General features: G+C 69.3%; 9 protein-coding genes. 6 read left to right on the top strand and 3 right to left on the bottom strand.

Going from position 1 to position 11,998, the window contains the following annotated elements:
- Positions 1 to 8 precede the first annotated feature (8 nt).
- Positions 9 to 1,544, bottom strand: coding sequence for a phytoene desaturase family protein (gene crtI, locus ACKOQ4_RS11735; RefSeq protein WP_526291986.1), 1,536 nt, complete (start codon positions 1,542 to 1,544; stop codon positions 9 to 11).
- A 25-nt stretch (positions 1,545 to 1,569) separates the two neighbouring features.
- Complete coding sequence (locus ACKOQ4_RS11730; protein WP_526291992.1) at positions 1,570 to 2,673, bottom strand: polyprenyl synthetase family protein; 1,104 nt, start codon at positions 2,671 to 2,673, stop codon at positions 1,570 to 1,572.
- Positions 2,674 to 2,916: 243 nt separating this feature from the next.
- Here ACKOQ4_RS11730 and ACKOQ4_RS11725 point away from each other — a divergent pair, with 243 nt between their 5' ends.
- Positions 2,917 to 3,657: an SDR family NAD(P)-dependent oxidoreductase gene (locus tag ACKOQ4_RS11725; RefSeq protein ID WP_526291984.1), complete on the top strand. Its 741-nt coding sequence runs from the start codon at positions 2,917 to 2,919 to the stop codon at positions 3,655 to 3,657.
- A 14-nt stretch (positions 3,658 to 3,671) separates the two neighbouring features.
- Here the strand turns inward: ACKOQ4_RS11725 and ACKOQ4_RS11720 are convergent, their stop codons facing one another.
- Positions 3,672 to 4,007, bottom strand: a complete 336-nt coding sequence (locus ACKOQ4_RS11720) for a DUF732 domain-containing protein (RefSeq protein ID WP_526291982.1) — start codon at positions 4,005 to 4,007, stop codon at positions 3,672 to 3,674.
- Between the two features lie 76 nt (positions 4,008 to 4,083).
- Here ACKOQ4_RS11720 and ACKOQ4_RS11715 point away from each other — a divergent pair, with 76 nt between their 5' ends.
- The 5 genes from ACKOQ4_RS11715 to ACKOQ4_RS11695 all read left to right on the top strand — a co-directional run.
- Entirely contained in the window at positions 4,084 to 7,059 is a 2,976-nt protein-coding gene (locus tag ACKOQ4_RS11715; RefSeq protein WP_526291980.1) for an MMPL/RND family transporter, read from the top strand.
- Complete coding sequence (locus ACKOQ4_RS11710) at positions 7,059 to 7,502, top strand: DUF5078 domain-containing protein (protein WP_526291990.1); 444 nt, start codon at positions 7,059 to 7,061, stop codon at positions 7,500 to 7,502. Before ACKOQ4_RS11715 ends, ACKOQ4_RS11710 begins: the two co-directional genes overlap by 1 nt.
- Positions 7,499 to 7,903 carry a nuclear transport factor 2 family protein gene (locus ACKOQ4_RS11705; protein WP_526291988.1) on the top strand — a complete coding sequence of 135 codons (405 nt, stop codon included), beginning with the start codon at positions 7,499 to 7,501 and terminating at the stop codon, positions 7,901 to 7,903. Before ACKOQ4_RS11710 ends, ACKOQ4_RS11705 begins: the two co-directional genes overlap by 4 nt.
- A gap of 599 nt (positions 7,904 to 8,502) precedes the next feature.
- Complete coding sequence (locus ACKOQ4_RS11700) at positions 8,503 to 9,963, top strand: DUF4185 domain-containing protein (protein WP_526291978.1); 1,461 nt, start codon at positions 8,503 to 8,505, stop codon at positions 9,961 to 9,963.
- A gap of 447 nt (positions 9,964 to 10,410) precedes the next feature.
- The coding region (locus ACKOQ4_RS11695) for a cadherin-like domain-containing protein (RefSeq protein WP_526291976.1) at positions 10,411 to 11,998 on the top strand (1,588 nt) is incomplete at its 3' end.

Raw genomic sequence — 11,998 nt, 5'->3', positions numbered from 1 at the left:
CGCCCACCCTATCCCCGCCCCGTACCGGTGGTGATCGTGCGCCGGCCGGATCGCTCACCGGCCGGCCCGGTCACTCGTTCGGCGGCCAGCCGGCCCGACAGCAGCGCCGTGGGCACTCCCACCCCCGGAACCGTCGACCCGCCGGCCAGCACGGCGTTGTCGATCCCGCGCACCAGGTTGGCCGGGCGGAACGGGCCGGTCTGGGAGAAGGTGTGCGCCAGCGCGAACGGGGTGCCTGCCGTCATGCCCTGTCGGGCCCAGTCAGCCGGGGTGACGACGTCGAGGATGTCGGCGTCGCGATCAAGCCCGGGCAGCAGCCGCTGGGCGGCGGTGGCCAGCACCTCCTGCGCGTAGCTGTCACCCTGCGCAGCCCAATTCACCCGGCCCACCTCGAGATTCGGGCACGGCGCAAGGACGTAGAGCAGGTCGCGTCCGGGCGGCGCCAGACTCGGGTCGCCGGCCGTGGGCATCGTAACCAGGATCGAGGGGTCGCTCATCAGCACGCCGTCGCCGATGATCTCGTCGAAGGTCTGCGACCACTTCGCCCCGAAGCTGATGTTGTGGTGCTGCAGAGCCGAACCCACCGCGGGCACACCGACGTGCATCACCACCGCCGAGGGGGCGGGCCGCATCTTGACCGGCCGGCGCGGGGTCCGGCCCAGCAGCTGATAGGTCAGCGGCAGCTCGGTGGTGAGAACCACGGCGTCGCAGGCGATCCGGTCCCCGGCGTCGGTGCACACCGCGGTCACCCGCGAGCCCGACCGCTCCAGCCTGGTCACGCTGGTCCGGTAGCGGAACCGCACGCCGGCGTCGGCGGCCGCCGCGGCCAGCGCCTCGGGCATGGCCCGCATCCCGCCGCGCGGGAAGTACACCCCGGCCACGGTGTCCATGTAGGCGATGACCGCGTAGGCGGCCAGCGCCTGCTGCGGCGGAACGCCGGCGTAGAGGGCCTGGAAGGTGAAGATCCGCTGCACCCGCTCGTCGGTGATGAAGCGGCTGACCATCTTCTCCCAGCCGCGGAACCCTCCGATGGCCAGCAGCCTGGCCAGCTGCGGTGTCAGCAGAGACAGCGGCGAGGAGAAGTTGGCGCCGATGAAGCCCTCGATCTCGAGCTGGTACAGCTCGGTGAGCCATTGCCGGAGCCGCCGATACCCAGCGGCCTGCGCGGGACCGGCGAAGGCCTCGATCGCCGACGCCATCGCCTCGGCGTCGGTGTGCACATCCAGGGAACTGCCGTCGGCGAAGGACGCGCGGTAGGCGGGGTCGAGCTTGATCAGCTCCAGGTAGTCGCCCATCGACGCCCCCACCGCGTCGAAGGCCTCCTCGATGATGTCGGGCATGGTCAGCACGGTGGCGCCGGTGTCGATCCGGTAGCCCCGGATGTCGGCCTGCCCGACGCGCCCGCCGGGGAACGCGTGGCGCTCGACGACGGTCACCGCGCGGCCCTGCCCGGCCAGTTGAAGCGCGGCCGACAGCCCGGACAGCCCGGCGCCGACCACCACGACGTGGTCGGTGGGGCCGGGAACGGTACGCAAGCTGCTCATCGCAAGGCTCCTTGTTTCTCGGTTTCTAGGTCGTCCGCAGGGCGCACACCGCGGCCATGCCGGCCAGCGCGGAGCGCACCCACTCGTCGATCCGGTCATCGCTGATGTGCCCGACGGCGACGGCCACCCGCTCGGCGATCGACTCCTCGATCCAGGCGGGCGCCCCGGTCGCCACGATCAGCGTGCGCCAGTGCGCGATGTCGGCGTCGTCGAGCGAGTCGGCGCTCATCAGTTCGGCGAACTGGCGCCGGATGGAGGGGTCGGCCATCCGCTGGGCCGCCACCACGACGCTGGTCGCCTTGCGCTCGACGAGGTCCCCGCCGGCCGGCTTGCCGGTCTCGGTCGGCGAGCCGAACACGCCCAGCAGATCATCACGCATCTGGAACGCCTCACCGAGCGCGCTGCCGTAGCCGCCCAGGACGTCGATGAGGTGCTCGCAACCGGCCATCGCGGCGCCGATCTCCAGCGGCCTGCGCACGGTGTAGTTGCCCGATTTGCGCCGGGCCACGTCGAGCACCGAGTCCAGGTCCGGCAGCGCGCCGACGTCGTTGGCCACGTCGGCGCACTGGCCCACCGCCAGTTCGATCCGCATCGCGTCGTAGTGCGGCCAGGCCCGGGACAGCTGCTGCTGACCGACCCCGCTCTCCCGCATCATCTGCTCCGCCCACACCAGGCACAGATCCGAGAGCAGGATCGCCTGCGCCGCACCGAACCGGTCCGCACACCCGGACAGGCCGCGCTCGCGGTGCCACCGCCCGAACTGCACGTGGGCGGCCGGCCGGCCCCGGCGCAGCACTGAGGCGTCCATCACGTCGTCCTGCAGGAGAGCGAAGGCGTGCAGCAGTTCCAGGCCGGCCGCCGCACGCAGCGCCGCGGAGTCCGCCTCCGGATCGACCCGGGCGCCGCACAGCCAGCCCAGGTACATGAACGTCGAGCGCAGGCACTTGCCCCCGTCGACGAAGGCGACCAGGACGTCCGCGGCGATGTCGACGCCGGTGCGTTCCAGGGTGGGCACACAGCGGGTCTCGACGAAGTCCGCGACGTGGGCAAGAGCGCGCCGCCGAACCCCGTTGCGCCATATCCCGAACTCCGGGCCGGCCGCGGTGACATCCGGAGCAGGACCCCGCATCACCCCGCCGTTCGTCGACGTGGCGTCCGTCGCGCGCACTGACCACTCCTGTTCCGCGGGGATTCCTCGCCCCTCCCGTCGGCTCTGTTCAAACCGACGCTCAAGACAATTCAAGACGATGCCGGCGGCCCGCGCCCACCGGGACCCCACATGGTCACCTACGCGTAATGTTTCCCCAGGCGGTTCTAGCTGGGGTTTTACCGGCCGCCAGCAGGTCAGCAGCCCTGACGGAGAGGACCGCGGATGGCTCAACTGAGCGGAAAGGTCGCCCTGGTGACCGGCGCGTCCTCCGGTCTGGGCGCGGAGGTCGCGCAGTTGTTCGCCGGCCGGGGGGCGACGGTGTTCGGGATCGCACGCGACACCGACCGGATGTCGCAGGTGTTCGAGTCCGTGCCGGGCGGGGCCTACGTAAGGGCGGACATCACCGACCCGGGGGCCTGCCGCGACGCGGTGGCGCGGTGCGTCGATCGGTTCGGCCGCCTCGACGTTCTGGTCAACGCCGCCGGCTTCCACCAGATGCGGCACACCGCCGACGTGGCCGACGACGACTGGGCCTATGACCTCGCGGCCAACCTGTCCGGCCCGTTCTACCTGTGCCGGGCCGCACTGCCGCATCTGCTGGAAGCCGGCGGGAACATTGTCAACGTCTCCTCGGTGGCCGGACTGGAGGGCGAGGTGTACTCGGCCGGGTACTGCGCGGCCAAGCATGGACTGATCGGACTGACCCGGGCGCTTGCGGTGGAATTCACCCGAGATCGGTTGCGGGTCAACGCGGTCTGTCCGGGCGGGATGCTCACCCCGCAGGTGACCGGGTTCGCCGCGCCGGAGAACGCCGACTACAAGCTGATCATGCGGATCGCCGCTCCCCGGGGGCTGATGGAACCGCACGACGTGGCAACCGTGATCGCTTTCCTGGCCAGCGACGACGCCGCCGCGGTGCACGGCGCGGTCTACGCGATCGATAATGGAAAACTCGCCGGCTGAGCCGGCGGGGGGGACTACTGCGCGGTGTTCTGCAGCACGCCGGCCATGTCCGGGCAGTATGTGCTGACCGCCGCACCGAGGAACTGGGCCGCCTGGGCCTGGGTGGCGGTGCGGTCGAGGTTCTTGGCGATGAACGACACCGACGCGTAGGCGTCGGGGTCTACCCCGCGGGCCAGCCTTTTGCAGGTGATCTTGCCCAGCCAGGCGTTGTAGTCGCGCGGGCCGTAGATGCCGTATCCCTGCAGCTGGTTGGCGAAGTCGATGTCGGGGTCGGCGTACGCGGTCGGCGCCCCGGCTATCGCGGCCGCCGCGAGGGCCGCGGCCAGTGCGGCACGCCTCGGAATGGTCATGTTTGTGATTGTAGGCCGAACAGTTACATGAGCTAATCTCTTGGTCGGTGTTCGTTACAGATTCCCGGGGAAGACGATGGTCAAGCTGCTGAAGCGCAGGGCCTCCGGAACCGGTGTCGTGATCCCCGTGACCGAGAACACCGCTTCCAACCGCCACGTCGGGGCCCATCCGGCGATTCCGCGCTTCATCCGGCTGTTCTCGATACCGATCCTGCTGATCTGGCTGGCCGTCGTGGTGCTGGTGAACACCAGGATTCCGCAACTGGAAGTCGTCGGACAGATGCACTCGGTCTCGCTGGCTCCGGCCGACGCACCGTCGCTGCAGGCGATGAAGAAGGTCGGCCAGACCTTCCAGGAGTTCGACTCCGACAGCTCGGCGATGATCGTGCTGGAGGGCGACGCCCCGCTGGGAGACGAAGCCCACGACTACTACGACGAGTTGCTGGCCAAGCTGCGGGCCGACACCAAGCACGTCCAGAACATCCAGGACTTCTGGGGCGATCCCCTGACCGCGGCCGGCGCCCAGAGCGCCGACGGCAAAGCCGCCTACGTACAGCTCTACCTGGCCGGCAACCAGGGCGAGAGCCTGGCCAACGAGTCGGTGCAGGCGGTGCGCGATGCGGTCGCGGCGTCCCAACCGCCGGCCGGAGTGAAAGTGTTCGTCACCGGGCCGGGCGCGATGATGGCAGACCAGCAGCATGCCGGCGACAAGGGTGTACACAAGATCACCGCGGTCACCCTCGTGGTGATCCTGTTCATGCTGCTGCTGGTCTACCGCTCCATCGTCACCGTCGTTCTGGTGCTGATGATGGTCGGGATCCAGGTCGCCGCGGCCCGCGGGATCGTCGCGGTGCTGGGCTACTTCGACGTGATCGGCCTGTCGACCTTCGCGGTCAACCTGCTGACCACGATGGGCATCGCCGCGGCCACCGACTACGTCATCTTCATCATGGGCCGCTACCACGAGGCCCGACTGGACGGCGAGGATCGCGAGACCGCCTTCTACACCATGTATCACGGCACCGCCCACGTGATTCTGGGCTCGGGCCTGACGATCGCGGGCGCGACGTTCTGCCTGCACTTCACCCGGCTGCCCTACTTCCAGAGCCTCGGCATACCACTGGCCGTCGGCATGCTGGTGGCCGTGGTGGCGGCGTTGACGATGGCCCCGGCGATCCTCACCATCGGCAGCCACTTCGGAATCTTCGATCCCAAGCGCAAGATGAAGACCCAGGGCTGGCGACGGATCGGCACGGCCGTGGTTCGCTGGCCCGGGCCGATCCTCATCGCCTCCATGGCGCTGGCCCTGGTCGGCCTGCTGGCACTGCCGTCCTACGTCAACAGCTACAACGACCGCGAATTCATGCCTCCGGATCTTCCGGCCAATCAGGGATTCGCCGCGGCCGACCGGCACTTCCCGCAGTCGCGGATGAACCCCGAGTTGCTGATGATCGAGACCGATCACGATCTGCGCAACTCCGCGGACATGCTGGTGATCGACAAGATCGCCAAGAACGTCTTCCACATCCCCGGCGTCGGGCGGGTGCAGGCCATCACCCGCCCGCAGGGCACCCCGATCGAGCACACCTCGATCCCCTTCATCATCAGCATGTCCGGCGCCACCCAGCAGCTGAACATGTCCTACATGCAGGACCGCATGAAGGACATGCTCAAGATGGGCGACGAGATGCAGATCACCATCGACACCATGCAGCGCATGTACGGACTGATGACCCAGCTGACCGGGGTCACCCACGACATGGTCGGCAAGACCAAGGAGATGGTGGCCACCACCAACGAATTACGGGACCACATAGCCGATTTCGACGACTTCTTCCGCCCGATCCGCAATTACTTCTACTGGGAGCCGCACTGCTTCGACATCCCGGTCTGCTGGGCCATGCGCTCGGTGTTCGACACCCTGGACGGAGTCGACAAGCTCAGCGACGACCTCGGGGCGATGGTGGCCGACTTGGACCGGCTCGACGAGTTGATGCCGCAGATGCTGACGATCATGCCGCCGATGATCGAGAACATGAAGGCGATGAAGACCTCGATGCTGACCATGCAGTCCACCATGGGCGGCCTGCAGGACCAGATGGCGGCCATGCAGGAGAACGCCACCGCCATGGGCAAGGCCTTCGACGCCGCGAAGAACGACGACTCGTTCTACCTTCCGCCGGAGGTGTTCGAGAATGAGGAGTTCAAGCGCGGGATGAAGATGTTCATCTCGCCGGACGGTAAGTCGGTGCGCTTCATCATCGCCCACGAGAACGACCCCGCGACACCGCAGGGACTGGCACTGGTCGACAAGATCAGGAACGTCGCTTTCGAGTCCATCAAGGGCACGCCCCTGGAGGGCTCCAAGGTCTACCTAGGCGGCACCGCGTCGGCCTACAAGGACCTGCAGCACGGCGCCAACTACGACCTGATGATCGCGGGGCTGGCCTCGCTGTGCCTGATCTTCATCATCATGCTGATCCTGACCAGAAGCATCGTGGCCGCGGCGGTGATCGTCGGTACCGTCGCGCTGTCGCTGGGCACGTCCTTCGGCCTGTCGGTCCTCATCTGGCAGCACATCCTGGGAATCCCGCTGCACTGGATGGTGCTGGCGATGTCGGTGATCATCCTGTTGGCGGTCGGCTCGGACTACAACCTGCTGCTGGTGGCCCGCTTCAAGGAGGAGATCCACGCCGGCATCAACACCGGCATCATCCGGTCGATGGCCGGATCCGGCGCGGTGGTCACCTCCGCCGGTCTGGTGTTCGCTTTCACCATGGCCTCGATGCTGGTCAGCGATCTGCGGGTGGCCGGGCAGGTGGGCAGCACCATCGCGCTGGGCCTGCTGTTCGACACCCTGATCGTGCGTTCGTTCATGACGCCGTCCATCGCCGCCCTGCTCGGGCGCTGGTTCTGGTGGCCGCAGGTGGTGCGCCAGCGGCCGGTGCCGCGGCCCTGGCCCACCCCGGACCGTCCGGCGGTGGACGAGCAACCGGCTCTCGACGGCCGCCCGGACACCGAAGTGGCCCTGTCCTACCGTGGAGGCTCATGATGAGAGGTATGCGTATTCTTCCGATGCTGGCCGGGCTGACGCTGGCTGCGGCGCTCGCGCCGGCCACCGCCGGGGCCGACGCCACCGACGACTACCCGATCCCGCACCGGATGATCGTCACCACCTGCGACGCCGAGCAGATCATGGCCGCGGCGCGCGACGTCGAGCCGGTGTACTACGAGCGCTACATGATCGACTACAACAACAAGCCGGCCGACGTCCAGCAGGCCGCCCAGGACTACATCCACGACTTCTTCGCCAAGTCCCCGGCCGACCGGCGGGCGTGGTCGGAGCAGCTGGCCACCAACATCTACGCCGACCCGCTGGTCTTCCGCTGGCCCAATCACGCGAAACTGTTCTTCAACAACAAGGGCGTCGCGGCCAACACCACCGACATCTGCAACCAGTACCCGCCCGGCGACATGTCGCTGTGGACGTGGTGACTACCGAGGCCCCCGGAACCCCACCGGTCATCCAGCGGTGGCTGAGCGTCATCGAGAACGGTCAGACGGCTCAGCTCGACGACATGCTCGCCGAGGACGCGGTCTTCTACTCCCCCGCGGTGTTCACCCCGCAGCGCGGCCGGCCGCTGGCGGTTGCCTATCTGCGGGCCGCCGAGCAGATGTTCGCCGGCACCGGTTTCAGTTACGTCAACAAGTGGTTCGGCACCCACTCCGCGGTCCTGGAGTTCGCCGCCGAGGTCGACGGCCTGTCCGTCGAGGGCATCGACATGATCCACTGGAACGCCGAGGGCAAGATCACCTCGGTCAAGGTGATGATCCGGCCGTTCAGGGCACTGCAGGGTGTGATCGGAAAGATGGCGGAGCTTCTCGCCGCCCGCTAGCATCGGCGTTTTGCTGATCGACGCATGTGATCCGACTGAGTAGAGTATAAGAAACATCCGTCGCCGGTTCCCGGTTAGCCAGGAGGAATGAGTCGATGAGTTCTGCCACGAGCGCCGCGGGCCGCCGCGTCGGGCGGGTCGGCGCACTGGCCGTCGCACTGGGGGTCGGCACGGCCCTGAGCACCGGAACAGCGTGGGCGGACAGCACCGCGGGCCCCGAGGCCGGCGGCCCGGAAACCCAGGTCTCCGCCGGGGCCGCGGCGGACAGCCCCGCCCCGGCCCGGCGGTCAGGCCGCGGTTCGGCACCCTCCCACCGGGCATCGGCGGCCGGCGCCGATTCACCCGCCGTCCCGGCCCGGCGCAGCGCGTCCCGGTCGGCAGGCGCGGACCGGGCGGCAGGCGCGGCCCGGGCGGCGGCCACGCCCAGGGCGTCGGCCGCGGCCGCCGACAGGAACGGGTCCGCGCCCATCCCATCACCCGTCGCAGCGGTCAGAGTTCCAGTGAAAAATGTTGAACCGGAACAGATCTCACCGGTCCGGATCACCCGGCCTGCGACCCTCCGACCCGCGGCCGCGGTGACGGCGCCGTCGTCGGAACCCGTGACGACCCCGGCCATTACCCCGGTCGCGGTCGCCGCCCCGGCCGCCGCGGTCTCGGTGCCGCGGCCGGTCTCCCGGCTGCTCTCGGTGACCGGCCTGGCGCCGCTGGCGGGCAGCGGTGCGCCGGGCGCCCCGCTGGACTCGCCGGCACTGTGGGCCCTGCTGGGCTGGACCCGGCGCGACCCGGGCCGCACCGGAGTGCGGACCGCCGCCGCCAGGGCGGCACTGCCCGGCGCCACCGTGGCCGGCGCACTGGTCACCACCCCGGCCAGCTTGACCTCGACGCCCATCGGATGGGTGACCGGGCAGCGCAACACCGCGTTCCCCGGCGCGGGCTGGACCCAGACCAACAACACCCGGTGGGCCAACGTCTACGGCACCGACCTGGGCATCATGTGGTTCAACGGCGACAACGACCTCACCCAGCTTGCGTTCGGGGACACCTTCTCCGGCCCGAACATGTCCGGAGACTGGCGGTCCAACATCCTGCTGCTCAGCGACGACACCGATCTCTCCGACGGCCTGGCCCTGATCAACACCGACACGGCCTACCAGTTCATCCCGGCGGCCAAGAGCCAGGTCTTCTTCATCGGCTCGGAGGTCACCGTCATCCCGACCTCGGCGGTGTACGCCAACAGCAACAACTACGTCAACTACATGTCGGTGAAGTCGTGGGACACCCCGGGGCGCTGGACCACCAACTACTCCGCCATCTCCCAGTACGACCCGGCGACCGACAGGTGGGTGCTGCAGAAGCAGACGGTCCGGCCGGCGGGGTACTTCCGGTCCTCCGCCATGTACAAGGCCGGCGATCAGAACTTCCAGCAGATGGCCTACGTACTGCAACCGGAGAGCAAGGTCGTCCCCGGCGGCACCCGCTACGTCTACGCCTTCGGCACTCCGTCGGGCCGCGCCGGTTCGGCCTTCCTGTCGCGGGTCCCGGAACCGTCGGTGACCGACCTGTCGAGGTACGAGTACTGGGACGGCACGAACTGGGTGCGCGATCAGGCCAAGGCCGCGCCGGTCATCGGCGACTCCACCAAGTCCACCGGCCTGCTGGGCCCGTTGCTTGATCTGGCCAACGACCCGAAGTTCCTCGGCGGCTCGATGGCCGGCTTCACCGGCGCCAAGACCGGCGGCAACGTCAGCGAGATGAGCATCCAGTACAACGAGTACCTCGACAAGTACGTGGTGCTCTACGGCAACGGTGCCAACAACGTCATCCTGCGCACCGCCGACAGCCCCGAGGGCCCCTGGTCGGCGCCGGTCACTCTCGCCACCTCGATCCAGTACCCGGGCCTCTACGCGCCGATGATCCACCCACTCTCTGGAACCGGAGTGCTCACCGACGGGACCGAACCTGACGTCGCGAACCTGTACTGGAACATGTCCATCTGGAGCAACTACAACGTCGTCCTGATGAAGACCGACCTGAGCCGCCTGAAGGTCACAACCGTCTGAGGTATCCCAGTGGCGGGCGGGGCCGGGATCGCCCTGCCGCCCCGCTCAGCCGCGCCGGGAATTTTGCCGGATCGTCAGCCGGGCTGATAATCGGCTGATAATCTGTGCAGACTCCACTTAGAACCGTGAGGGGGGTGCCGGATGCGCGCCTCATCCTTCGCCGAACGTGCCGGCGGTATGGCGATCGCACTCGGCGCGGGAGCGCTGATGGCCCTGGGCGGGGCGGCCCCGGCGGGAGCCGACACCCCCAGTCCCTCCGATCCGGCGGCGACATCCGATGCCAACGCGGCGCGGCCGTCATCCCGGGTACCCGGACGTGCCGCGAAAACCGTTGGCAGACAAGCGGAAAAAGGGCGGCGCAGCCGCCCGGCGCCCGCGGGCCCCGAAGGCCGCCGTGGCACGCCGTCGCCAGCCGCGGCGGTCCGGGGAGCCGGTAAGGCACCGGACGTGGATCCTGTCGCGCGGCGCGCCGCGGCCATCCCGGTGGCCGGTCCGATCCGGCCGCCGACGGCCGTCGAAACCGCCGCACCCCGCCCCGCGGCGGCCGTCCTCCGAACTCCCGCGGCCGCGTCCGCGGCGCCGCGGATCACCCCGCCGCGGACCGCCGCGCCCGCCGCTGCGCTCGACGCGCTTGTGGGGATCACCCCTGGCGGGGCGCCGGTCGGTCCGCCGGAGTCACCCGCGGTGTGGACGGCCCTGGCCGCCGCCCGCCGCGAGATCGGCCGGCCCGAGCCCCCCCGGCCCGCGGCGACGTTCTTCATGGCCAGGGCGCTGGGGCCCAACCAGCCGCCGGTGATCAGGTCGGTGAACGTCGGCACGCCCGCCCCGGGAACCGGCGTGGTCTCCGGAACGGTCATCGCCACCGACCCGAATCGCGACAAAATCGCCTACCGGGCGACGACCTCGAGCAAGGGCGCGGTCGCCATCACCAACACCGGGCTCTTCACTTACACGCCGACCGCCGCCGCCCGCCACGCAGCGGCCAAGGTCGGCGCACCGGCCGATGCGAAGAGCGACACCGTGACGGTCACCGTCACCGACGCCAGGCGGGCCGCCACCAGCACGACCGCGCGGGTTCAGATCCTGCCCAGGAACAGCGTCCCGGTGGCGTCGGCTGCGGTGGGCACTCCGAGTGCTGCGACCGGGGCCGTGACCGGGTCGGTGCAGACCACCGACTCCGACGGCGACGTACCCTCCTACGCCCTGAGCGCGACCGCCACCAAGGGCACGGTGACACTCAACGCCGCCACCGGCGCGTTCACCTACACCCCTACCGCCCCTGCCCGCCACAAGGCCGCCGCGATCTCCGCCACGGCAGCCGACAGGTCCGACACGTTCACGGTCCGCGTCTCCGACGGTTACGGCGGCCAGGCGGTGGTCCCGGTCACCGTCTCGGTCGGGCCGAGAAATACCGCGCCGGTCGCCTCGTCCGTTGTCGGCAAGCCCGACCCGCTCACCGGGCTCGTACGCGGCACGGTAACCGCCACCGACGCCGACAAGGACACGCTCAGCTACACCGCGTCGGCGGCTGCCAACGGCACCGTGGCCCTCGGCGCGGCCGGCGCCTTCACCTACACGCCCAGCCCGGCCGCCCGCACCTCGGCCCGCAACTCTGCGACCGTCCTCACCGATTCATTCACCGTCACGGTCAACGACGGCCACGGCGGGACCGCCGCGGTCCGGATCAGCGCCACCGTCGCACCCAGCGACCGGGCGCCGGTGGCTGGGACCCCGGTTCTCAGTACTGACCTCACCACCGGCGTGGTCACCGGAAACGTCAACGCCGTCGATCCAGACGGCGACAGCCTCACCTACGTCTCCCTGAATGCCTCCACCGCCAAAGGGGCTGTGGCAGTGACGAATACCGGCGCGTTCACCTACACTCCCACGGACGTCGCCCGGCAGAACGCAGGTGCACCGAACGCGACGGGCGCCGACAAGGCCGACGTCTTCACGGTGTCCGTCACCGACAAGTTCGGTGCGACGAGTTCCGTCTCGGTGAACGTTCCGGTCACACCGGCCACATGGCCGTCGG

It is taken from the genome of Mycobacterium sp. (assembly GCF_046095365.1).
Taxonomy (GTDB): Bacteria; Actinomycetota; Actinomycetes; order Mycobacteriales; family Mycobacteriaceae; genus Mycobacterium.
The sequence above is the reverse complement of the archived record's forward strand: the minus strand, read 5'-3'. Positions and strand labels throughout refer to the sequence as shown.